The organism is Ideonella livida, from assembly GCF_010499455.1.
In the GTDB taxonomy this organism is placed as follows: Bacteria; Pseudomonadota; Gammaproteobacteria; order Burkholderiales; family Burkholderiaceae_C; genus Ideonella; species Ideonella livida.
In genome coordinates, this window is the sequence record NZ_JAAGOH010000025.1 from 43,255 (window position 1) to 65,177 (window position 21,923).

Sequence of the window (21,923 nt, forward strand, 5' to 3'; positions counted from 1 at the left end):
CGGCGGCCGCGGCCGCCGCGCTCAGCGGCGGAAGATCTTGCCCGGGTTGAGGATGTGGTCCGGGTCCAGCGCCTGCTTGACCGCGCGCATCAGGGCCACGGCGCCTTCGCCGGTCTCCTCGATCAGGAAGCCCTGCTTGTGCAGGCCGATGCCGTGCTCGCCGGTGCAGGTGCCCTGCATGGCGATGGCCCGGTGTACCACCGCCTGGTTCAGGCGCTCAGCCGTCTCGGCCTCGGCCGGCAGCGCCGGGTCGATCAGGTAGGCGATGTGGAAGTTGCCGTCGCCCACGTGCCCGACGATGAAAAAGGGCAGGCCCGAGGCCTGGGCCTCGTCGGCGGCCACCGTCACCGCCTCGGCCAGGCGCGAGATGGGCACGCAGGTGTCGGTGGTGATGGCGCGGCAGCCGGGCTTCATCTGCAGCGCGCTGAAGTAGGCGTGGTGGCGGGCGGTCCAGAGCTTGGTGCGCTCCTCGGGCGTGGTGGCCCACTGGAAGCTCTCGCCGCCGTGCTCCAGCGCCAGCTCCTGCACCGTGGCCGCCTGCTCCTGCACGCCGGCCGGGCTGCCGTGGAACTCCATCAGCAGCATGGGCGCCTCACGCAGGCCCAGGTGGTCGTGGTGGTTCACGGCGCGCACCGCGTTGGCGTCCAGCAGCTCGCAGCGGGCGATGGGCACGCCCAGCTGGATGAGGGCGATGGTGGTGTTGACCGCCGCGCCCACGTCCGGAAAGAAGCAGATGGCCGCGGCCACACTCTCTGGCAGGGGATGCAGCTTCAGGGTGATCTCGGTGATCACACCCAACGTGCCCTCGCTGCCCACCATCAGGCGGGTCAGGTCGTAGCCGGCGCTGCTCTTCTTGGCTCGGGTGCCCGTGTGGACGATCTCGCCCCGGGCGGTGACCACGGTCAGGGCCAGCACGTTCTCACGCATGGTGCCGTAGCGCACGGCGTTGGTGCCGCTGGCGCGGGTGGCCGTCATGCCGCCCAGGCTGGCGTCGGCGCCGGGGTCGATGGGAAAGAACAGGCCCTGGTCCTTGATCTCGCGGTTGAGCTGGCTGCGCAGCACGCCGGGCTGCACGGTCACGGTCAGGTCCTCGGCCTGCACCGCCACCACCCGGTTCATGCGCGAGAGGTCCAGGCTGACCCCGCCCTCCACCGCCAGCAGGTGACCCTCCAGCGAGCTGCCCGCCCCGTAGGGAATGACCGGCACCTTGAAGCGGGCGCACTGGGCCACGGCAAAGGCGACGTCTTCGGTGCTGTCGCAGAAGACCACCGCGTCGGGCGGCGGCACCTCGTAGGGGGACTCGTCCCGTCCGTGCAGCTCGCGCATGGCGCGGGCAGCGCTGAAGCGGTCGCCAAAGTGTGCCTGCAGGGCGGCCAGCAGTTCGGCCGGGGCGGTGCGCGGAGGCAGGAGGTCCAGGGCATGGGTGGGGGCGTTCATGCCGCCGCATTCTGGGCCTGCCCCCGCCCGTGGCCAATGGGGGGCGATGCCGGGTGGGCCTGCAGGCTTGCAGGCCTGCCCGGGCGCGCGGGCCCTCAGCGGGCCAGGCCGCGCAATGCGTCCTTGCCGCGCTGGAGGGCCTCCTCCAGCAGCGCCCGGCGTTCGGCGGCCTTGTCGCGCTTGGCCGGCGCTGCAGGCGCGGCGGGCTCGGCCGCCGCCACCGGCAGCGCGCCGGCCGCGGCATGGGCGGCGCAGAACTCACGGTACTTCTCGGCCACGGGCAGGGAATCGCCACGGCCCACGCATTCGCGCTGCACCAGTTTCTGGCCATGGCCGCCCTCGCCCACACAGGCCTGGGCCAGGGTCTTGAGGTCCTCCGCACGTTCGGCCTCGGCGCACAGGGTCTGGCGCTGCACGCCCAGGTCCACGCCGCACACGGCGCTGGCATCGCCCAGGTCATCGGCCCCCGGCACACCCGGCTGGCGCGGCCGGCCCGCCAGGGCACGCAGGCCCTCCGGTGTGCGGGCACGGGTGCAGAAGCCGGCCTGCTGCTCGGCGCTGCACAGGCCGGGCTGCCGGAACAGGGCCGGCTGCAGGTTCAGCACCGCTTGGCCGCAGGCCTGCAGCAACGCGGCATGGGCCTGTCCCTGCGCCGCGGCAGCGGCGGCCTGCCACGGGGCCATGGGCTCGGGCAGCTCGGCGGCGCAAACCCCCAGCCGGCGACCGCTCAGGGCCATTTGCAAGGTCTGGCCCCCCTGGACCATCTCCACCCGGCCGCTGTAGGCATCCGGGCCCTCCCGGGTGAGCTCGAAGGTGCCCCGCCCCTCGGGACACTGCAGCGTCCAGCGGGTGGTGGCACCCTGGCGCTGGGTGTCCAGCACCTGGCACTGGTGTTCCTGCAGGCCGGGGGGCCCCTGCTCTTCCACGCCACGGTCCAGGCACAGGGTGCGGGTGGACGGCGGCAGGACCCTACCCGGCACGGTCATGCTCTGGGTGACCTCCCAGCGGTCTTTGGGGGCGTTGGCCGCCTCCGCCACCGCCGGCAGCGCCAGCAAAACCAGCAGCGCGGCCCGCTTGACAGGAATCCTGCTGCGGCGGCGCGACCCGTCAACAGCCAAGGCAGAGAGGGCAGGGAGACAGGCGGAATGGAAGGACATGTTGAAGCTCCTGGTCGGCATGGCGCTGGCGGCCGGTCATGGCGGCGCAGCCCGCAGCGCACCGGTCCCCCAGCCGCCGCCAGCGCGGTGGTGCCATTGGACGCCGGCCCAAGCCGCCTGCCCATCGGCCACGGCCACCAGACGCGGGGATCACCCCCCCCCTTGTTCGTGGTGCCTGCCACGCGAGCCGCACCGTCTGCCGCCGCTGCGTAAACCGGTGAGCCGCGCAGGCCTTTCCCAGTCAGCCCTGCCGCGCGCCCCCCACGCTCCGGAGAAGTCCATGCCCCTGTTGACGCACCCCTTGACCCCTTGGCCGCTGCTGGCCGGCTTGCTGCTGCCGATGACGGGCCATGCCCTGGCCCCGATTGCGGTGCAGTCCTACAGCGGCCCCGACGGCCCCTATGGCTTCTATGGCTATGACGACCAGACCTACAGCGGGAGCCGCGCCGGCGGCCTGCTGTCCGGGGGCACCGGGGACTTGACCGACGGGGTGGTGGGCGGCTCGGTGGGCTCAGGCTACTGGAACTGGTCGCCCTATGTCATGTGGGACGGCGTCTCGCCCGTCCTGACCCTGGACCTGGGCACCGAGCACCTGGTGCAGAGCGTGCAGACCAGCCTGATCGCCTACCCCAGCGCCGCGGTCTACATCCCCACCGAGGCGCGGCTGCGCTTCTCGACCAACGGGGTGGACTATGGGCCGGAGATCGTGCGCACCTTCAGCGCCGCCGAACGCGCGCTGGGCAACGACGCCACGCCCACCTACGAGCTGCTGTCGAGCGGGGCCGCCAGCGGTCGCTATCTGCAGCTGACCCTGGTGAGCGCGGGCCGCTGGACGGGCCTGTCGGAGGTGACGCTGCTGGGCAGTGCAGCGGCCGTGCCCGAGCCCACCCCACTGGCCCTGCTGGCAGCCGGGCTGTCGCTGCTGGCCTGGCGGCGCCGACGCCCGGCTGGCTAACATGCCCGCATGGCCAACCGACTCACACAAATTGCCACGCGCACCGGCGACGATGGCACCACCGGACTGGGTGACGGGCAGCGCGTGCCCAAGGATCACCTGCGCATCGACGCCATGGGCGACGTGGACGAGCTGAACTCCCACCTGGGTGTGCTGTTGGCCGAACCGCTGCCCGAGGCGGTGCGCGAGCTGCTGGTGACCATCCAGCACGAGCTGTTCAACCTGGGCGGCGAGCTGTGCATGCCCGGCCACCGCCTGCTGCAGGACGAGGCCGTGCTGCGCCTGGACCAGGCCCTGGCCGAGCACAACGCGGCGCTGCCGCGGCTGATGGAGTTCATCCTGCCGGCGGGCACGCGCAGTGCATCGCTGGCGCATGTGGCGCGCACCGTGGCGCGTCGCGCCGAGCGCGCGGTGGTGCGTCTGGCCGCGCAGGAGGCGGTCCACCCCGCACCGCGGCAGTACCTCAACCGGCTCTCCGACCTGCTGTTCGTGCTGGCCCGGGTGCTCAACCGCGCCAACCTCGACGGCCTGGGCGGTGACGACGTGTACTGGCGCAGTGAGCGCCTGGCCCGTCAGCAGGCTGGCGGCGAACACACCACGGACTGAGCCGTTTGGCCGGCGGCGCCTGCGTATGCCGGTGTGAGCCCAACGCCGACTTCTCCTGTGCCACCGGACCACCCCGAAGGGCGGAACTACCCGCCTGCGCGCACGCGCAGGCATCGGGCCGGGCCTTCAGCAGGTCACCGTCATGGCGCCCACGTCCACCACCACCAGCGGGCGCGCCAGGGCGGCGCAGGCGTTCTGGGCAAAGGCCTGCCGCCAATGCTCGTCCTCAAAGCCGGACTCGCCCACCTCGCTGGCCAGGGCCAGCACCTTGTCGGCCGTGAGCACCTTGCCACTGGCACGCAGGGGGCTGCAATCCAGGCGCACGAATTCCTGATCCAGCCAGCGGCGGGCTTCGAAGGGATCGGGCAGCGGCGCCTCCACGGCGATGTCCAGACGCTTGCGCGCGTCAAAGAGGACGGAGAGTTCGTGTCTCATGGCGTGTCTTTTCTGGCGAGGGGGGCGGGAGACGGCGTGGCGCTCAGTTCCCGGTGCAGCCAGGCACGGGCCAGGGTCCAGTCGCGCTTGACCGTTGCCGGAGAAATGTCGAGCACCTCGGCAATCTCGTCAATCTCCAGTCCCCCGAAGAAGCGCAGCTCCACCACCTTGGCCGCGCGCGGGTCCAGCGCCTCGAAGGCCAGCAGGCATTCGTGCACCGCCAGCACGTCACGGTCGCTGGGAGCGGCCAGGTCGTCCAGGCCCGACAGCGAGAGCGCCGTCACGTCGGCGTCGCGCTTGGCCGCCCGCCGCGCCTGCTCATGGCTCACCAGGATGCGGCGCATCATGGTGGAGGCCACCGCCAGGAAGTGCGAGCGGTTGCGCCAGTGCGTGCGCGTCTGCTCGGCCATGCGGAACCAGGCCTCGTGGGTGAGCGCGGTGGCGCTCAGGGTGTGGCCCGGGTCCTCCTTGCGCATGTGGCCGCGGGCCATGCGGCGCAGCTCGTCGTACAGGGCCTCGAACAGGCGCTGGCCCGCCTGCGGATCGGGTCCGCTGAACTGCGACAGCCAGAGCGTGAGCTCGGGATCGGCGCCGCCTTGGGCGAAGGGATCAGAAACCATGCACGTCACCAGGGCCCGGACACATTGCAGCAATGTGCGCGATTATGGGTGCGCACCGCTGAATCCGGCACACCCCGGCCGCGCCTGCCCGGCACGCGCATGAGCCCGCCGGTCCCCCCGACGCCATCCGCACGCCCGGCCTGGGCGCAGGTCCGCGCAGCGTTCGAGGCCGCCCAGCGGCTGCCGCAGGCCGAGCGCCTGGGCTGGCTGCAGGCCCAGGTGCAGGCCGGGGACTGCAGCGCCGCCGTGGCCGACGAGGTGCGCAGCCTGCTGGCCCATGCGCCGCCGGACGACGCGCCGGACACCGGGTTCCTGCAGACCCCGGCGCGCTGGGCCGATGGGGCACCACCGCCGGACGCCCCGGCCCCGTCCGACCCGCCGCTGCAGCCCGGCCAGCGCCTGGGTGCCTGGGCGGTGGTGGACCGCCTGGGCACGGGGGGCATGGCCGAGGTCTGGCGCGTGCGGCGCGCCGACGGCGCCTGGCAGGGCGAGGCGGCGGTCAAGGTGCTCAAGCGCGGCATGGACTCCGAGGCGGTGCTGGCCCGCTTTGCCCTGGAGCAGCGGGCCCTGGCCCGGTTGCAGCACCCGCACATCGCCCGGCTGCTGGACGCCGGCCGCACCGCCGGCGGCCAGCCCTACTTCGTGATGGAGAAGGTGGACGGCCTGCCACTGGACCGCGCCACCGAGAACCTGCCGCTGGAGGCCCGTCTGGCCCTGTTCCTCCAACTGGCCGACGCGGTGGCGCATGCCCACCGCCAGCTGCTGGTGCACCGCGACCTCAAGCCTGGCAACGTGCTGGTCACCGCCGAAGGCCAGGTCAAGCTGCTGGACTTCGGCATCGCCAAGGCCCTGGACCCCACGGCCGGCGGCTGGGAAGCGGCCGACACCACCCAGGCCGGCCAGCGGCCCTTCACGCCGCATTACGCCAGCCCGGAACAGGCGCGGGGCGAACCCATTGGCACCGGCACCGACCTCTACAGCCTGGGCGTGCTGCTCTACGTGATGCTGACCGGCCTGCGCCCCTACGGCCGCCGCGCCCGCAGCCCGCACGAGGTGCTGCGCAGCGTGCTGGAGGAGACGCCCACCCGGCCCAGCGCGCTCAGCCCCGACGAGGTGCCCGACCCGCGCTGGACCCAGCACCGCCGGCGCCTGCAGGGCGACCTGGACAACATCCTGCTCAAGGCCCTGGAGAAGCTGCCCGAACGGCGCTATGCCAGCGTGGAGGCGCTGGCGGCCGATGTGCGCGCCTTTCTGGGCGGCTTCCCTGTGCAGGCCCGCCCAGCAGGCTGGGCCTATGTGGCCCGCAAATTCCTGCGGCGCCAGTGGCTGCCCGTGGGTCTGTCGGCCCTGGCCCTGGCCAGCCTGGTCGGTGGCCTGGGCGCCGCCCGGTGGCAGGCCGAGGCAGCGGCGCAGGCCCGCGACGAGGCCCGGGCCCAGCTGGCCGCGGTCAAACGCATCACCGGCGAGCTGGTGTTCCGCTTTGGCGATGCGGTCAGCACCCTGCCCGGCGGGCCGGAAGCCCAGGCCGAGATGCTGCGCAGCACCCTGGACCAGCTCGACACCCTGGCCGGCCCGTTGCCCCAAGACAGCGGCCTTCAAGCCTTGCGCGCGGCCACCCTGGCCCGTCTGGGCGAGCTGCAAGGCAAGCGCGACATGACCGACGAGCGCCTGGTGGCCCAGGCCGAAAACACCCTGAAGCTGGCGGTGGCGCAAGGCGAAGCGGCGTGGGACGCCCAACACGGGGACTGGCGCTTTGCCAGCTGGCACGCCCGGGCGCTCAATGCCCTGGCTCAGGTGCGGCGCCTGCAGCGCCAGCCCGGCGCCGGTCTGGAGTCGCTCACCCTGGCCGTGCTGCGCCTGGACCAGGCCCTGGCCACCGGCCCCGGAGACGAAGGCCGCGCCCACCTGCTGGGCGTGCGCGCCGGCAGCCTGCTGCTGGCCGCGCAACTGCACGACCAGCCCACCATGGCCAGCCTGCGCCAGCCCGACCAGGCCCTGGCCCTGTTTGACCGGGCCGAAGCCGATCTGCGCGCCCTGCTGGCCGAGGACCGGCTGCTGGCCACGCTGGACCGCCAGCGGGTGCCCGGCGACCCCTCGGTGCGGGTCTACCTGCGCCATGAGCTGGGCACGGTGCTGGGCGGTCGCGCCCTGGTGCACCTGGGCCGCAACGCCCTGGAGCCGGCGCGGCAAGCGGCCGAGGCCGCGCTGGCGCTGCGCCGGGAGAACCTGGTGGCCGAGCCCCACAACCTGGAATGGCGTGAAGGCCTGATGGTCGAATCCAACACCTTGGCCCTGGTGCTGCTGCGCCAGGGCCAGGGGCCGGCCGCCCTGGACGCCGCCCGCACCAGCTGGGACACCGCCGCCGCCCTGGCCCGCGACGAGGGGCCGCAGGGCCGGCACGCCCAGGCGCCGCTGTTTCTGGCGCCGCAGCTGGGGCAAGCCCTGGCCCTGAACCACCAGCATGCCCAGGCCCTGGCCGTGGTGCTGCCCGCGTACGCACGCTGGCAGGCCTTGGTGGCCGACGGCAGCAGCCCCACCGCCCGCCGCCGCTTGGCGCAACTGGCCCTGCTGGGTGCCAACAGCCACGCCGCGCTGGGCCAAACCGCGGCAGCACGGCCCCTGCTGGCCCAGGCCCTGGACCTGCTGCCCCCTCTGCTGACCGACGCCGCCCAGGCCGAGGAAGCCGGGCGCCTGCACGCGCAAGCCCTGGCGCTGCAGGCCCGCCTGGCCCCCCGCTTGCAGACCCCACCCCGCCCGTAGCCGGGCCACGGCGGGCCCTTCGGCCACGCCTACAGGCTCAGGTGCGTGGTGTTCTTGACCTCTTCCATCACCGCATAGGTGCGGGTCTCGCGCACGCCCGGCAGCGACCAGATCACATCGCCGATGAAGGCCCGGTAGGCCGCCATGTCCGACACCCGCGTCTTGAGCAGGTAGTCAAAGCCGCCGGCCACCAGGTGGCACTCCAGGATCTCCGCCCGCACCTGCACCGCGGCACGGAAGCTGTCCATCACGTCCTGCACCGTGCGGTCCAGCAGCACCTCCACGAACACCATCAGCCCGGCGCCCAGCTTGGCGGGGTTGAGCCGGGCCTCGTAGCCCAGGATGTAGTTCTCACGCGTCAGGCGCTTGACCCGCTCCAGCACCGCCGTGGGCGAGAGGTGCACCTCTTCGGCGAGCTTGAGGTTGCTGATGCGCCCGTCCTTCTGCAGCACACGCAGGATGCGCAGGTCGATCTTGTCGAGCTCACGCTCCGTCTCTGATGTATCCATGTTGGGTTTCATGGTTTGAATAACTCCGCCGTTTGAGCAAAGTTCCGAATCTCTCTCGGCCATTGTCTCCATAAGCTGTCGATCTCTCCATCAGGGCTGCCACCACCATGACCGACTCCGCCACCTTCACGCCTGCCGCGCCGCCGGTGCCCGCCGCACGCTTGCCATTTCCGTACCAGCCCGAGGCGGCCGGTCTGACCCAGGCCCTGGCGCGCCTGCAGGGCGCGCTGGACTGGGCCGCCGTGCTGGCCCGCGCCACCCCTTGGGTGGAGGCGGTGCGCCAGCACCCTGCCCCCTTCTGGGCGCTGGACAGCCTGCTCAAGGAGTACCCCATCTCCCAGCCCGAAGGCCTGTCGCTGATGCGCCTGGCCGAGGCCCTGCTGCGCGTGCCTGACGCCGACACCGCCATCGCCCTGACCGCCGACCAGCTCGGCCGCGCCGACTTCGCCGGCGACGGCGGCGAGCATGCCCTGCTGGCGCGCCTGTCCTCGCAGGCCATCGGGCTGGCCAAGCACTTCCTGCCCGCGGCCGAGGGGGGCCAGGGCGGCGAGCCCGGCGTGTTCCAACGGCTGGGCGCGCGTACCGTGGTGGCCGCCACCGTGCGCGCCATCCAGTTGCTGGGCCGGCAGTTCGTGCTGGGCCGCAGCATCGAGGAGGCCATGGACGAGGCCCAGTCCCTGCGCCGCGGCCAGCCCCGGCTGCGCTTCTCCTACGACATGCTGGGCGAAGGCGCCCGCACCGAGGCCGACGCCGAGCGCTACCTGGCCGCCTACCTGCAGGCCATCGGCGCCCTGGCCGCACGGGCCCACGGGCAACCGGCCGCCGGCCCCGAGGGCAGCGACGGGATCTCGATCAAGCTCTCGGCCCTGTTCTCACGCTACGAGGCCGCGCAGCACGAGCGGGTGATGGCCGAACTGCTGCCCCGGGTGTGGCAACTGGTGCGCAAGGCCGCCGCGGCCGACTTGAACCTGACCATCGACGCCGAGGAGGTCGACCGGCTGGAGCTGTCCCTGCTGGTGTTCGAGCGCCTGGCCGAGCGCATCGCCGCCAGCCACCCCGGCTGGCGCGGCTTTGGCCTGGCGGTCCAGGCCTACCAGACCCGCGCCTTGGCGGTGGTCGACGAGGTGGCGGCCATCGCCCGGCGCCACGGCTTGCGCTTCATGGTGCGCCTGGTCAAGGGGGCGTACTGGGATGGCGAGGTCAAGCGCGCCCAGGAGCTGGGGCTGGCCCGCTACCCGGTGTTCACCCGCAAGGAGCACACCGACGTCTCCTACCTGGCCTGCGCCCACGCCCTGCTGCAGCACCGTCAGGTGCTCTACCCGCAGTTCGCCACCCACAACGCCGGCACCATCGCCGCCATCGCCCAGCTGGCCGCCACCGCCGGCGCCCGGCCCGGCGAACACTACGAGATGCAGCGCCTGCACGGCATGGGCGAAGGGGTGTACCGCGAGGTGCTGCAGGACGGCAGCGTGGCCTGCCGCGTGTACGCCCCGGTGGGCGAGCACCGCGACCTGCTGGCCTACCTGGTGCGCCGGCTGCTGGAGAACGGCGCCAACTCCTCCTTCGTCCACCAGCTGGCCGACCCGACGGTGGCGCCGGTGGCCCTGCTGGCCTCGCCGCTGACCCTGGCCTCGGCCACCCTGACCCGTTCCAGCCAGGCGCAGGCCGTGGCCGGCGCCCCTGCCGCCGACCCTGAAGGCCTGGTGCTGCCCGGCGCGCTCTATGGCGCGGGCCGTGCCAACGCCGCCGGCTGGGACGTGAGCTGCCCGGCCCACCTGGCCCCGCTGACCCAGGCGGTGGCGCAGGCGGTGGTACCGGCCGTGGCACTGGCCACCCCGGCGACGGTGGACGCCACCATGGCCCGCCTGCACCAGGGCTTTGACGCCTGGGACGACCGGCCGCTGGCCGAGCGGGCCGCGGTGCTGCGCCGCGCCGCCGACCTGCTGGAGGCCCGCACCCCCGCCTACTGCGGCCTGCTGGTCAAGGAAGCGCACAAGACCCTGGGCGACTGCGTGGCCGAGGTGCGCGAGGCCATCGACTTCTGCCGCTACTACGCCAGCCAGGCCGAGGAACGCCTGGGCGAGGTGGTGCTGCCGGGCCCCACCGGCGAGCGCAACACCCTGCGCTGCACCGGCCGCGGCGTGTTCGTCTGCATCAGCCCCTGGAACTTCCCGCTGGCCATCTTCGCCGGCCAGGTGGTGGCCGCGCTGGTCACCGGCAACACCGTGGCGGCCAAGCCCGCCGAGCAGACCCCGGCGGTGGCCGCGGCCTTTGTGGCCCTGCTGCACGAGGCCGGCGTGCCGGCCGACGCCCTGGCCCTGCTGCACGGCCCGGGCGAGACCGTGGGCGCCGCCCTGGTGGCCGACCCCCGGACCGCCGGCGTGTGCTTCACCGGCTCCACCGCCGTGGCCAAGCACATCCAGCGCGCGCTGGCCGCCCAGGACGGCGCCATCGTCCCGCTGATCGCTGAGACCGGCGGCCTCAACGCCATGGTGGTCGACTCCACCGCCCTGCCCGAGCAGGTGGTGGACGCGGTGGTGCAAAGCGCCTTCCGCTCGGCCGGCCAGCGCTGCTCGGCCCTGCGCCTGCTGTGCCTGCATGAGGCCGTGGCCGACGCCATCCTGCACATGCTGGCCGGTGCCATGGCCGAGCTGCGCCTGGGCGACCCCGCCGAGCTGCGCACCGATGTGGGCCCGGTCATCGACGCCGAAGCCCACGCCGGCATCCGCGCCCAGCTCGCCCGGCTGGAGCGCGAGGCCCGCCCCATCGCCAGCACCCCGCTGCCCGCGGAGCTGGCCGCGCGCTGGCCCACGCTGGTGGCGCCCGCCGCCTTCGAGCTGGCCCGGGTGGACCAGCTGCAGGCCGAGATCTTCGGCCCAGTGCTGCACGTGGTGCGCTGGGGCCCGGGGCAGGCCCGCCAGGGCGGCGCGGCCGACGCCGGCGCCCTGGTGCGCCAGATCAACGCGCTGGGCTACGGCCTGACCTTTGGCGTGCAGACGCGCATCGACTCCCGCGCCCAGGCCCTGGCCCGCCAGGCCCGGGTGGGCAATGTGTACGTCAACCGCAACATGATCGGCGCGGTGGTCGGGGTGCAACCCTTTGGCGGCGAGGGCCTGTCGGGCACCGGCCCCAAGGCCGGCGGCCCGCACTACCTCTACCGCTTCTGCGCCGAGCGCACGGTGACCGTCAACACCGCCGCCGCCGGGGGCAATGTGGAGCTGCTGGCCGGTCACGCCTGAGGCCGCCCCGCACCGGGCAGGGGCCTGAAAAGCGGGGCAAATACCGAGGGATTGGCCCTTTCGGTGGATGTTTGCGGGCCGTGAACGGCTCGTAAACTGAGGTGCATCCCCACCCGAGCCACGGCCCCGCCGGTGCCCATGCGCCGGCCGCAGCCGCAGCCCCGCCAACGCCCGCCCACCATGACCCTGCCCCCCCTCCCGCGGCGCGCGCTGGCCGCCGCCCTGCTCGCCCTCACCGGACTCACCGCCCAGGCGGTGGACCTGCGCCCGCAGACCAGCGCACCCGCCGACGACCGCGCCGACCGGGGCTTCTCCTACTTCCTCGGCCTGGGCCGCCAGACCATCGACTACCAGGAGAAAGCCAGCCTCTACGGCATCCGCAGCAAGGCCAAGACCAGCAGCCCCATGCTGATCTCCGGCGCGCTCTACGTGGTGGACGAAGACCTGCTGTTCTCCATCGACAGCGCCAGCACCTTCTACCCCAGCGCCACCACCGAGCGCTGGACCACCACCGCGGCCAGCCTGCCCAGCGGCTCGGGCCCGATCCCCATCACCGACCCGCTGGTGCAGACCAACCAGTTCACCCTGTCGCAGACCCACACCCAGCTGCTGGCGCACTGGCGGCTAAGCGGCCCGGTGTTTGCCGTGGCCGGCCCGGCGGTCAACACCCAGACCTTCAAGCGCTACTCCTTCCAGCCCGGCGTGGACGATGCCGTCACCGCCCTGCCCGGCCAGGTGGTGGAGGAAACCTCGGGCGAGGTGCTGCTGATGGCCGGTCTGGCGCTGGAGTCCGAGCGCGTCAAGGGCCGCGACAGCCACCTGGGGCTGCGCGTGCTGGCCGGCGTGCCGGTGTGGCGCCGGGTGACCAACACCAACAGCCCGCAGTACGAGTTCTCGGGCACCAAGGGCTATGACGTGGCCCTGGAAGGCCGCTACAGCCGGGCCGTCTACCGGGGCCTGCACCTGGGCCTGTGGGGCAAGGCCAGCCTGTCCCAGCGCGAGCGCGAGACCGAGGGCAGCGCGGCGGAACTGCCCGAGTCACGCACCCGGGCGATGAGCGCCGGTCTTGAGCTGCTCTGGAAGCTCTGACCCCCCCACACGGCGCCGGGGCCTGCAGGCCCGCGGCGCCTGCGCGCCGCGCGCCAGGACGGACGCGGCGGCCAGAACCAGGCCCCGGAGCGGGCCGGCAACGTGCGAGGAAGATCCTGATGAACAAGCACTGGATGGTGGCCGCCCTGCTGGGCGCGGCCCTACTGTCGGGCTGCGGCAGCGGCGGCAGCAAGGAAGACGGCGGCGAAGAGCCGCCACCGGCATCGGACAAGCTCACGCTCACCGGCGTCGTCACCAAGGGCCTGATGGCCAACGCCGAGGTCAACGTCTACGCGGCCAACCCCGACGGCAGCCTCTCGACCACCCCGGTGCTGGCCTCACCCATCCTCAGTGACAGCAACGGCCTGTACCGCCTGAACTTCACCCCGACGGCCGGCCAGGTCTACGTGGTGCAGGTCAAGGCCATCACCGGCACCACCCACCTGGATGAAGTGACCGGCGAGCGCCAGAGCCTGCCGGTGGGCTTCACCATGCGGGCGCCCTTCATCCCCAGCGGCTCGGGCACCGTCACCCTCACCCGCAACGTCACCGCCTTCACCGAGATGGCGGTCTCCGCGGCCCAGACCGGCTCCGGCGGCCTGACCAGCACCAATGTGCAGCAGGGCCTGTCCACCGTCAGCCAGCTGCTGGGCTTTGACCCCGCCCAGGTGGACGTGCAGACCACCACCACCGCCGACACCGAGAGCGAGAAGGCCCAGGCGGTGATGCTGACGGCGCTCTCGCGCATGGCGCAGGAGAACACCCTGGGTTGCAACCAGGCCAACGCCGGCGAGCGCGCCCAGTGCGTGGTGCAGACCCTGGCCGCCTCCGCCAAGCTGGACACCATCAAGCTGCAAACCAGCAGCGGCACCGACGTGTCGGCCTCGCTCAACACCGCCGTCACCTGGGTGTTTGACGAGAACCTCAACGGCAATGTGCAGCCCACCAGCTTGGCCGTGATCCAGGCCAACCTCGGCTGCGAGGGCAGCGGCTGTGACGCCGCCCCGGTGGAGACCGGCTCGCTCATCAGCGCGGCCAAGGCCCTGTTCCTGCAAATCCGCAGCGACGTGATGTCGCTGCTGACCCGCGGCGGCGCCTCCGAGCTGCAGACGGCCGGCGCGGCCAACCAGGAGGCCTACAAGTTCCGGGCGGCCCTGGAGAACGTGCAGGCACCGGCCGACCAGTTCTCGGACATGGTTGACGGCCTGCAACATGGCCTGGACCTGTACAAGCGCTTCAAGAGCGGACTCACCACCCAGAACTACGTGCTGTGGGGCTGGTCGACCGGACCGGGGGGCGGCCAATCCTCCCGGGCCTGCTCGGTGTATGCCGACACGACCCTGACCGTGCTGGCCACCACACCCGCCGAAGCCGTCGCCGTGGGCTGCCGGACCGCCAAGGAAAACTACCAGGTGGGCCTGGAGCTCAACAGCCTGCAAGTCCAACAGCCGCGCACCCGTACCCTGACCTACACCTACCGGATCATTCCGGACAGTGGCACCGGCTTCAGCTACACCATGAACACCGTCAAGCGGGAGATGGTGAGCGAAAACAGCTACTGGACCTGGCTGATCAACAGCAACAACAGCAGCGAAAGGCGCGTCAACGAAACGCTCGGGACCTTGGGCGGCCAGACGGGCACCGGCACCTTCGACTGGGCAGATGGCGAGCTGCGCAGCATGAGCGTCACAGGCGGCATGCCCGCCATGCTCCAAGGCATGGCCCTCTACAACCCCAGCGGCAAGAGCACGGTCGACATGAGCGCTTCACGTGCCGTCGCCGCCGACGGCACGCTGGGCCTGGACCTGGAGACCGTGCAGGTCGCCGGGCAGATCCAGGTGTTCCGGGACGGCGGCAGCACGCTGGACAGCACGATGACCGTGGCTGCCGGGTCGAAGCTGGTGTACATCAACGACACCACCCAGGCCTCCAGCGGGGTGTCGGGTGGGCGCAGCGCCCGTCTGGACCTGACCTGGGGCAACAGTGCCTCGCAGGTGCAGGGGGTCCTCGCGCTCGACAACGGCACCCTGGACAAGTCCGGCACCCGCCTGGCCCCCACCAGCTGGAGCTTCACCGGGTCGCTGCGCAATGCGGACGCCAGCGGCGTCATGAAGGACGTGATCACCGGACGCCTGACCGTGGACGTGAGCGACTTCGCCCAGTACGACGCGGCCCTGGCCGAGGTTGAAGGTGACAGTGCCAGCAACCACTTCACCATGGGCTTCAGCTTCACCGGCACCCTCACCGCGCCCTCGCGTCCGGTGCTGGAGGTGACCATGAGCACCTCCATGACCAGCGACCAGAGCACCGACCCGGCGGCCATGGCCCTGCAGTACCGCTCGCTGGTCAACGGCTCGCCCACGGTGGTGGTCACCATCAGCGGCACCCGGGACGCCAACACCGGCCTCTACCACTTCCAGCTTCACGAGGCCACGGCCGCCCTGCGCATGGACTGGCTGGAGGGGGCGACCACCGCCGACCTGTACGCCAGCGACACGCTGATCGGCCAGTTCGACAGCGACAGCCTGCTGATGACCTTCGTGGACCACAGCTTCATCTCGCTGGACACCGGGCTCTGAGCCCGCCCGGACGGCGGCCTCAGCCGTCCGGCTCCTGTGGCACACCTCAGGCCCGGCACCGCCGGGCCTGCTGCTTTCCAGGCCCGCATGCCCCTGCCCGCCGACGCTCCCCCCCCCACCCCACGCCGCCCGGCGCCACGGCGCGGCGCCCCCTGGCGGGCCGCCGCCACCCTGCTGGCGGCCTGGGCGGCCACCGCCACCGCCGCGCCGGTGTGGCAGGCCGGCCTGCAGCTGAGCAGCGACCGCCACTGCGACGCCCTGCCCTTGGCCGACCTGGGCCGCCGGCAGGACGTGCTGGCCCGGGTGGACCCGCGACAGGGTCGCAACCTCTGCTATGTGGAAGACGAGGTCCGGCTGACGGTCCGCCACGAGGGCTGGGACTGGGGCCTGCTGGCACGCCAGAGCGCCAGCCTGGTGGCCCATGCCCAGGCACTGGACCTGGCCCGCCGCGCCGAGCAGGGCCAGGCCCCGGACGCCGACCAGCACTGGCGCACCAATGCCCGCTTCCGGCAGATGACCGGCGGCGGGCTGGCACTGGGCCGGCGGCTGCAGGAGGGCCCCTGGCAAGTCCGGCTGGCCGCGCAGGGCCTGAGCCTGCACCGCTGGCGCGAGCGCGAGCTCTCCGGCACCGCGGGCTACGACGCCGACACCGGCCGCTACAGCCTGGACATGGGGGCCTCCCGGACCGACAACGGTCTGCGCTTTCCCTTCCAGGGGCCGGTGGCCCCCCTGGGGCACGCCGTGCTGCTGCAGGCCGGCCTGGACTGGACGCAGGAGGCTTGGCGGGCCTCGGTGGCGCTGCAGGACCTGGGGTGGCTGCGCTGGCGGGGCCTGCCCGAACAGCGCATGCGCCTGGACTCCGACACCACCCGCGTGGACGAGAACGGCTTCGTGCAGTACGGCCCGCTGGTGAGCGGGCGCTACGCCCAGTCGGACCGGACGGTCTTCCGGCGCGGCCGCTGGCGCGTGGCGCTGGCCGGGGCGCTGCCGGGGGGCGGCTGGGCGGGGATCGAAGCGCAGGAGCTGCCCGGCTGGGGCTGGTTGACGGCGCTGGACTGGCGTCAGCCCCTGGCGGCGGGCCTGGACGGCCGGCTGAGTTGGCAGCACCACCAGCGCCGGCTGGTGGTGGGCCTGGGCCGCTCAGGAGGAGAGGCCGGGACAGCCACCGGGACGGCATCGGGCTGGCAGCTGCAGTACGGAGCCGACCGCCTGGGGGGGCCGGTGCGCTCCCGCCTGTGGGGCCTGAGCTGGCTGCAGGCCTGGTGAGCGCCGGCCCCCGTGCGGCAGCCGTTCAGCGCCGGCGCAGCAAGGCGTGCAGCAAGATGGCGCCAAAGGTGGCGGTCCCGATGCCCCCCAGCGCGAAGCCGCCGAACTTCAGGGTGTAGTCCCCGGTGCCCAGGACCAGGGTGACGGCGGCCACGATCAGGTTGGTGTTGTCGGTGAAGTCCACCTTGTTGTCCACCCAGATCTTGGCGCCCGCCACCGCGATCAGGCCGAAGACCACGATGGACACCCCGCCCATCACCGCCAGCGGAATGGTCTGGATCAGCGCCCCGAACTTTGGGCTGAAGCCCAGCACGATGGCGATGAGTGCCGCCACCACGAACATGGCGGTGGAGTAGATGCGGGTGGCGGCCATGACGCCGATGTTCTCGGCGTAGGTGGTGACGCCGGTGCCGCCGCAGGCGCCGGAGACCACCGTGGCCACGCCGTCACCGATGAAGGCCCGGCCCATGAAACGGTCCAGGTCCTTGCCGGTCATGGCGCTCACCGCCTTCACATGGCCCAGGTTCTCGGCCACCAGGATCAGCGCGACCGGGGCGATGAGCAGCATGGCATTGCCCTCGAAGCGCGGCGCGGCAAAGTTCGGCAGGCCGAACCAGGGGGCCGCAGCCAGGGCCGAGAGGTCGATGGGCTTGCCCATCCCCAGGCCGTTGGTGAGCACCGCATAGACCAGGGTGGCGGCGATCAGACCCACCAAAATCAGCAGACGCTGCACCATGCCGCGGGTGCGCACGGCCACCAGGCCCACACACAGGAAGGTGACCGCCTGCATCCACTTGTCAAAGTCGGTGGGTGCCATGTTCTTGATGGGCACGCCCGCCAGGTTCAGGCCAATGACCGCCACCACCGCCCCGGTGACCACAGGCGGCATGAGCGACTCGATCCAGGCCGTGCCCACGGCCTGCACCACCATGCCGATGAGCAGGTAGAGCACGCCACAGGCGATGATGCCGCCCAGGGCCAGGCCGATGTTGGCATTGCCCCCCTGCCCACCGTAGCCGGTGGCGGCGATGACCACCCCGATGAAGGCGAAGCTCGAACCCAGGTAGCTGGGCACCTGCCCGCCCACCAGGAAGAAGAAGATCAGGGTGCCGATGCCCGACATCAGGATGGCGACGTTGGGATCGAAGCCCATCAGCAGTGGCGCCAGCACGGTGGCGCCAAACATGGCGATCACATGTTGCACGCCCATCGCGGCGGTCTGCGGCCAGGGCAGTCGTTCATCAGGGGCGACGACGCGGCCCGCTTGTGCCGGGACCTCGCGCCAGTGGGGGATCAAGCTCATGGGCTCTCCTCATGGTGTGGAAATGGCGGGCGCGCGAGGGCCGGGTGAGGCCTGTGCAGGCGCCCGTGGAGGGTCCTTCGTGGAGGACCATCGGCCAGTGTAGTGCGCACGCCACGCCGCGCGCCCCAGGGCCGGCCCGGGGCGACCGGGGCCCGCGGCGCACCGCCGCGGCCCACGCCAGCCGCCACAATCGGGCCGCACACGCCCCGGCTGCCGCCCGCCCCTTGAGGAAATTCCATGTCCCGACGCCCTGCGCTGAGCCCCCTGCTGCCCCTGGTCCTGGCCCTGGCCGCCCCGCCGGCGCTGGCCCAGAAGGGCGAGCCGGTGCAGCTGCCTGAGGCCGAAGAGGCCGTCCCGGACGCCAAGGTGGCCAACCTGCTGGGCATGGTGGCCGGCCAGGTGGGCGCCCTGGCCTTCGAGGCCGCGGTGGGCGAGCCGCCCTCGGACTTCTTCCGCCGCCTGTGGCACCGCTGGGTGCGCCAGCGCGACGGCAGCCAGCCCCCCACGGCCGCGCAGGCCGCCGCCGCGGCGGCCAGCCAGGCGCCGGCCGCCGACCCGCAGCGGCTGGTGCCCGCCATCGGCTACAGCCTGGAGCAGCTCGACCCCCAGACCTTCGAGCCCCTGCGGCAGCTGCCCCTGGCGCGCAAGCCCCCGGTGCTGCGCACCGGCGACGTGTTCGTGCTGCGCTACGCCGCCAGCCTGCCCGGGCAGGTGCGGCTGGAGAACATCGACAGCACCGGCAAGATCAGCGACCTGGGCACCTACACCGTCTGGCCCGACCGCACCAACCGCCTGCCGGCAGACCGCGGCATCCGTCTGGAAGGGGCGCCGGGGCCGGAGGTCATCCGCGTGTACTTCTACCCCTGCCTGCCGGACGACGCCCAGGCGCAGCCCTGGGCCTCGGTGTTCCGGGAGCGGCTCTCGGCCTGCGGCACGGGACAGGCGGCAGCAGTGGCCGCCGCCGCCCGCGGGCTGCAGCGCAGCAAGGCCATGGTGAGCCTGGCCCAGCCCGACCCCACGATGGCCTTCTCAGGCGCGGAGGACTACCAACGGGGTGACGTGGTCTCCACCGTGGTCATGCTGCAGCACGAGTCGCGCTGAGGCCGCGGCTCAAGCCCGCGCCCAGGCCACCAGCGCCTCGGCCGGCCGCGCCCCGGTCAGCCGGTCCAGCTCCCGCCCCCCCTGCAGCTTGAGCAGGGTGGGAATGCTGCGGATGGCGTGACGCCCGGCAAAGACCGGGTTCTCATCGCTGTTGACCTTGACCAGCACCGCCTGACCCTGAAGGGCGGCGGCGGCGCGCTCGAACTGCGGCGCCATGCTGCGGCAGGGCCCGCACCAGGGCGCCCACACGTCCACGATCACCGGCAGGGTGCAGGCCTGCAGAAAGGCCGGCAAGCGGCGGTCATCCAGCTCGATCGGCTGCCCGGGCAGCAGGGCCTGGCCACAACGACCACACACCGGCGCTTCCGCCAGTCGCGCGCTGGGCACGCGGTTGACCGCGCCACAGTGGGCGCAGGGCACATGGGCGCAGGCCGCGGCCTGCGACGTGGCAGAGGAGGAAGCAGTGGCAGGGTTCATGTCCTCCATCTCGGTACGCCACCCGGTATTTCAAGCCCCCTCTGGCGGCGTCTCGGCTTCCCCAGACTCGCCGCGGCGCAGACGCTCGCTGATGGCGTCGCCCACATGGCGCATGAACAGGCGAACACGCGTGGTGTCGCGCAGGTCCGGGTGGGTGAGCATCCACACCGGCACCTCCAGCTCGGGGATGGGGTCCGACACGGGGATCAACGAGGGGTGCCGGTCCTCCATGAAGGTGGGCAGGATGCCCACCCCAATGCCGGTGTGCAGCATGGCCGCCACGGCGTTGAAGATGTCCACCCGCACGCGGATGCTGGCCTCGGCCAGGTGCTGACGCATCCAACGGTCGTACACCCGAGACTGGGCGTCATGCTCAAAGGCCACCCAGGGCGCCTCCTTGAGCAGCACATGCAGGGGCGTCACCGTCTGGGGCAGGTCCGGCGCACCGCGCAGCGCGTAGACCCGGCAGCGGGCCGGCCCCAGGGGTCGCCCCACCAGGTGGTCGGCCACCTGCGCAGAGATGCGCACCGCCACATCGGCCTCGCGCTGCGACCAGCTGCGGGCGGAATCCGCGCTGCGCCGGGCCAGGTCAATGAGGAAAGCGTTCTCGGTCACCTCCACCTCGATGCCCGGGTAGTGGCGCGCAAAGCTGGCCAGCGGCGCCGGCAGCAGGTGCTCCATCACGACGAAGGCGGTGGTCACCCGCAGCTGGCCGCTGGGCTCGCGGTCGCGGCCCATCACCCGTCGCTCGATCTCGTCGGCCTGGTCGGCCATGCGCCGGGCCTGCTCCAGCACCAGCTGCCCCGCCTCGGTGGGCTGGTAGCCCGTGCGGTGGCGCTCAAACAGGCGGGCGCCCAGCTGCTGCTCCAGCGCGTCCAGACGCCGCAGCACGGTGGTGTGGTTCACCCCCAGGCGCCGGGCCGCCGCCGCCAGCGAGCCACCGGTGCCAATGGCCAGCGCATATCGAAGATCACTCCAGTCCACCTGAGCCATCTGCCCCCCTGCCCCGCAGGGCTTTGTGCATTCCTGCAAAACCAGGATGCGACACCCTGGGCTGGCGCGCAATTTGGCTATGAATTACGATTCAAGCATCAGGGATAACCCTGAATATTTCGTTATGCCGACTTTCAACCCCGCCACCCTGGACGCTTTGCCCGGTGAAGCCGAGCAGCCGCCCCTGCGCCTGCTGGCCCCGGTGTGGCTGACCCGCGCCGCCTCGCACCGCCCGCAACCCGTGCGCGCGCCCGGGCCCACGGTCCGAGAAACCACGGGCCTGTGGCACTGGTGGTGGCGGCGTGGCGCACGGCAAGGCGCCTGGGGCGGCTGAACCGGGCACCCATGCGGGGCCACCGCCCTGACGGCCCGCTCCCGCGGCCGCCAGGCCTCGCCCGCCAGCAAAGCTGGCCTGCTACTCAGGAGCGCTTGGCGTCCGGCTCGTCAAACTGCGTGGGGGCAAAGGCCTGGGCACTGATGCTCGACCCATCCTCCACCGAGGAGATGATGCGGCGCAGCTGCTCGCGGGTCACCCGCAGGTCTTCCTCGGCGCTGATGCGCTCCATGGCGTGGGTCTTGCGCAGGGTCTCCATTTGCCGCTCGTACTGGCTGGTCAACTCCTGGAGCCGGGCCGCCAAAGCCAGGTTGGATTCCCGCATGCGCTCCAGCGCCTCGCGCTGCAGGTCCATCTGTTGGCGGTTGAAGGGCGAGTGGCCTTCCTGCGGCTCCGTCCTGCGGCTGCCCAGGGCCAGGCCCAGCACCACCCCGGCGATCATGCCCGCCACCAGCCACGCCAAACCCATCCACACGTCCATGTTCCCTCCTTGGTACCTGCCTGGGCCCATGTCCGGCGGGACACGGGCGCTTTGACCGCACCCTTGCCGGCAGAACGCCCGGCCGGGCAGGACTCGATCTCAGGGGCCGCGCCGACCCACCGGGCCCGGCGTCATGCCGACCCCGCGAACTTCCTGCGTGCGGTGCGTGGAGATGGTGCCGCCCTGGCCCACCTCGAGCCGCAGGCGCTCCAGTTCCGCCTCCAGCACGCGGACCTTCTGGCTATGCTCCTGCTGCAGCGCATCCACCTGCTGGACCATCAAGGCCATGAGGCGGCCCAGCTCGTCACTGTGCGCCTGGCGCATGTCTTCGAGCTGACGCTCGAACTTCAGGCGCTCGGCCTGGAACTGCTGACTCTTCTCCAGCAGCTCACGGGCATGCACCTCGTTGGCGGCCCGCAGCTTGATGGACAGCTCGTTGTTCTGGTCCTGCAGGGTGGGGCTGGCCGGGACTGCCGGCGCCGGCTCGGCGGGCGCGGCCACCGGTGCGGGACGGGGACGCGCCGGCACTGCGGGCGTGGGCGCCGGGGCGGCAGGCACGGCGGCGGCTGGCGCTGGTGCTGG

Annotated in this window: 19 protein-coding genes; 9 read left to right on the top strand and 10 right to left on the bottom strand. The window is 72.3% G+C overall.

All coding sequences use genetic code 11. The features are described 5' to 3' along the window. Positions 1-21: 21 nt before the first annotated feature. Both G3A44_RS17460 and G3A44_RS17465 read right to left on the bottom strand, forming a co-directional pair. Positions 22-1,437 (bottom strand): FAD-binding oxidoreductase, encoded by a 1,416-nt coding sequence (locus G3A44_RS17460; RefSeq protein ID WP_163459036.1) that lies wholly within the window; start codon positions 1,435-1,437, stop codon positions 22-24. 95 nt (positions 1,438-1,532) lie between these two features. After that, complete coding sequence (locus tag G3A44_RS17465; protein WP_163459037.1) at positions 1,533-2,594, bottom strand: DUF3617 domain-containing protein; 1,062 nt, start codon at positions 2,592-2,594, stop codon at positions 1,533-1,535. 280 nt (positions 2,595-2,874) lie between these two features. Here G3A44_RS17465 and G3A44_RS17470 point away from each other — a divergent pair, with 280 nt between their 5' ends. Then, positions 2,875-3,549 (top strand): PEP-CTERM sorting domain-containing protein, encoded by a 675-nt coding sequence (locus G3A44_RS17470; protein ID WP_163459038.1) that lies wholly within the window; start codon positions 2,875-2,877, stop codon positions 3,547-3,549. 9 nt (positions 3,550-3,558) lie between these two features. Beyond that, positions 3,559-4,155, top strand: coding sequence for a cob(I)yrinic acid a,c-diamide adenosyltransferase (locus G3A44_RS17475; protein WP_163459039.1), 597 nt, complete (start codon positions 3,559-3,561; stop codon positions 4,153-4,155). Between the two features lie 126 nt (positions 4,156-4,281). Here the strand turns inward: G3A44_RS17475 and G3A44_RS17480 are convergent, their stop codons facing one another. Further along, entirely contained in the window at positions 4,282-4,590 is a 309-nt protein-coding gene (locus G3A44_RS17480; protein ID WP_163459040.1) for a hypothetical protein, read from the bottom strand. Further along, the gene (locus G3A44_RS17485; protein WP_163459041.1) at positions 4,587-5,210 is read right to left on the bottom strand and encodes an ECF-type sigma factor; all 624 of its coding nucleotides are present in this window, start codon (positions 5,208-5,210) and stop codon (positions 4,587-4,589) included. Before G3A44_RS17485 ends, G3A44_RS17480 begins: the two co-directional genes overlap by 4 nt. Positions 5,211-5,309: 99 nt before the next feature. Between G3A44_RS17485 and G3A44_RS17490 the strand changes: the two genes are divergently transcribed. Continuing rightward, positions 5,310-7,970: a serine/threonine-protein kinase gene (locus G3A44_RS17490; protein ID WP_163459042.1), complete on the top strand. Its 2,661-nt coding sequence runs from the start codon at positions 5,310-5,312 to the stop codon at positions 7,968-7,970. A gap of 29 nt (positions 7,971-7,999) precedes the next feature. On the opposite strand, the gene G3A44_RS17495 is transcribed toward G3A44_RS17490, so the two are convergent. Further along, positions 8,000-8,479, bottom strand: coding sequence for an Lrp/AsnC ligand binding domain-containing protein (locus tag G3A44_RS17495; protein WP_163459043.1), 480 nt, complete (start codon positions 8,477-8,479; stop codon positions 8,000-8,002). Positions 8,480-8,586: 107 nt separating this feature from the next. Between G3A44_RS17495 and G3A44_RS17500 the strand changes: the two genes are divergently transcribed. From G3A44_RS17500 to G3A44_RS17515, 4 genes are all read left to right on the top strand, one after another. Then, positions 8,587-11,718, top strand: a complete 3,132-nt coding sequence (locus G3A44_RS17500) for an L-glutamate gamma-semialdehyde dehydrogenase (protein ID WP_163459044.1) — start codon at positions 8,587-8,589, stop codon at positions 11,716-11,718. A 180-nt stretch (positions 11,719-11,898) separates the two neighbouring features. Continuing rightward, positions 11,899-12,807 carry a hypothetical protein gene (locus tag G3A44_RS17505; protein ID WP_163459045.1) on the top strand — a complete coding sequence of 303 codons (909 nt, stop codon included), beginning with the start codon at positions 11,899-11,901 and terminating at the stop codon, positions 12,805-12,807. Between the two features lie 119 nt (positions 12,808-12,926). Beyond that, positions 12,927-15,386, top strand: a complete 2,460-nt coding sequence (locus G3A44_RS17510; RefSeq protein WP_163459046.1) for a hypothetical protein — start codon at positions 12,927-12,929, stop codon at positions 15,384-15,386. A gap of 87 nt (positions 15,387-15,473) precedes the next feature. Next, a complete protein-coding gene (locus G3A44_RS17515) occupies positions 15,474-16,652 on the top strand; it encodes a hypothetical protein (protein ID WP_163459047.1) in 1,179 nt (392 codons plus the stop codon). Positions 16,653-16,677: 25 nt separating this feature from the next. Here G3A44_RS17515 and G3A44_RS17520 read toward each other — a convergent pair whose 3' ends face one another. After that, positions 16,678-17,955, bottom strand: a complete 1,278-nt coding sequence (locus tag G3A44_RS17520) for a solute carrier family 23 protein (RefSeq protein WP_163459048.1) — start codon at positions 17,953-17,955, stop codon at positions 16,678-16,680. 237 nt (positions 17,956-18,192) lie between these two features. Here G3A44_RS17520 and G3A44_RS17525 point away from each other — a divergent pair, with 237 nt between their 5' ends. Continuing rightward, positions 18,193-19,056, top strand: coding sequence for a hypothetical protein (locus tag G3A44_RS17525; protein WP_163459049.1), 864 nt, complete (start codon positions 18,193-18,195; stop codon positions 19,054-19,056). Positions 19,057-19,065: 9 nt separating this feature from the next. On the opposite strand, the gene trxC is transcribed toward G3A44_RS17525, so the two are convergent. Both trxC and G3A44_RS17535 read right to left on the bottom strand, forming a co-directional pair. Further along, entirely contained in the window at positions 19,066-19,533 is a 468-nt protein-coding gene (trxC, locus tag G3A44_RS17530) for a thioredoxin TrxC (protein WP_163459050.1), read from the bottom strand. A gap of 30 nt (positions 19,534-19,563) precedes the next feature. After that, positions 19,564-20,526, bottom strand: coding sequence for a LysR family transcriptional regulator (locus G3A44_RS17535; RefSeq protein WP_163459051.1), 963 nt, complete (start codon positions 20,524-20,526; stop codon positions 19,564-19,566). Between the two features lie 124 nt (positions 20,527-20,650). Between G3A44_RS17535 and G3A44_RS17540 the strand changes: the two genes are divergently transcribed. After that, positions 20,651-20,860 (top strand): hypothetical protein, encoded by a 210-nt coding sequence (locus G3A44_RS17540; protein WP_163459052.1) that lies wholly within the window; start codon positions 20,651-20,653, stop codon positions 20,858-20,860. An 85-nt stretch (positions 20,861-20,945) separates the two neighbouring features. On the opposite strand, the gene G3A44_RS17545 is transcribed toward G3A44_RS17540, so the two are convergent. Together G3A44_RS17545 and G3A44_RS17550 are read right to left on the bottom strand one after the other, a co-directional pair. After that, on the bottom strand, positions 20,946-21,341 hold the full coding sequence (locus G3A44_RS17545; protein ID WP_163459053.1) for a hypothetical protein: 396 nt from the start codon (positions 21,339-21,341) through the stop codon (positions 20,946-20,948). 99 nt (positions 21,342-21,440) lie between these two features. Beyond that, a partial coding sequence (locus G3A44_RS17550; RefSeq protein ID WP_203561455.1) for a hypothetical protein occupies positions 21,441-21,923 on the bottom strand: 483 nt, incomplete at its 5' end.

Excerpts from the sequence above, each read along its gene's own strand:
- G3A44_RS17460 (WP_163459036.1), bottom strand. The coding sequence starts at position 1,437 with ATGAACGCCCCCACCCATGCCCTGGACCTCCTGCCTCCGCGCACCGCC.
- G3A44_RS17465 (WP_163459037.1), bottom strand. The coding sequence starts at position 2,594 with ATGTCCTTCCATTCCGCCTGTCTCCCTGCCCTCTCTGCCTTGGCTGTT.
- G3A44_RS17470 (WP_163459038.1), top strand. The coding sequence starts at position 2,875 with ATGCCCCTGTTGACGCACCCCTTGACCCCTTGGCCGCTGCTGGCCGGC.
- G3A44_RS17475 (WP_163459039.1), top strand. The coding sequence starts at position 3,559 with ATGGCCAACCGACTCACACAAATTGCCACGCGCACCGGCGACGATGGC.
- G3A44_RS17480 (WP_163459040.1), bottom strand. The coding sequence starts at position 4,590 with ATGAGACACGAACTCTCCGTCCTCTTTGACGCGCGCAAGCGTCTGGAC.
- G3A44_RS17485 (WP_163459041.1), bottom strand. The coding sequence starts at position 5,210 with ATGGTTTCTGATCCCTTCGCCCAAGGCGGCGCCGATCCCGAGCTCACG.
- G3A44_RS17490 (WP_163459042.1), top strand. The coding sequence starts at position 5,310 with ATGAGCCCGCCGGTCCCCCCGACGCCATCCGCACGCCCGGCCTGGGCG.
- G3A44_RS17495 (WP_163459043.1), bottom strand. The coding sequence starts at position 8,479 with ATGGATACATCAGAGACGGAGCGTGAGCTCGACAAGATCGACCTGCGC.
- G3A44_RS17500 (WP_163459044.1), top strand. The coding sequence starts at position 8,587 with ATGACCGACTCCGCCACCTTCACGCCTGCCGCGCCGCCGGTGCCCGCC.
- G3A44_RS17505 (WP_163459045.1), top strand. The coding sequence starts at position 11,899 with ATGACCCTGCCCCCCCTCCCGCGGCGCGCGCTGGCCGCCGCCCTGCTC.
- G3A44_RS17510 (WP_163459046.1), top strand. The coding sequence starts at position 12,927 with ATGAACAAGCACTGGATGGTGGCCGCCCTGCTGGGCGCGGCCCTACTG.
- G3A44_RS17515 (WP_163459047.1), top strand. The coding sequence starts at position 15,474 with ATGCCCCTGCCCGCCGACGCTCCCCCCCCCACCCCACGCCGCCCGGCG.
- G3A44_RS17520 (WP_163459048.1), bottom strand. The coding sequence starts at position 17,955 with ATGAGCTTGATCCCCCACTGGCGCGAGGTCCCGGCACAAGCGGGCCGC.
- G3A44_RS17525 (WP_163459049.1), top strand. The coding sequence starts at position 18,193 with ATGTCCCGACGCCCTGCGCTGAGCCCCCTGCTGCCCCTGGTCCTGGCC.
- trxC (WP_163459050.1), bottom strand. The coding sequence starts at position 19,533 with ATGAACCCTGCCACTGCTTCCTCCTCTGCCACGTCGCAGGCCGCGGCC.
- G3A44_RS17535 (WP_163459051.1), bottom strand. The coding sequence starts at position 20,526 with ATGGCTCAGGTGGACTGGAGTGATCTTCGATATGCGCTGGCCATTGGC.
- G3A44_RS17540 (WP_163459052.1), top strand. The coding sequence starts at position 20,651 with ATGCCGACTTTCAACCCCGCCACCCTGGACGCTTTGCCCGGTGAAGCC.
- G3A44_RS17545 (WP_163459053.1), bottom strand. The coding sequence starts at position 21,341 with ATGGACGTGTGGATGGGTTTGGCGTGGCTGGTGGCGGGCATGATCGCC.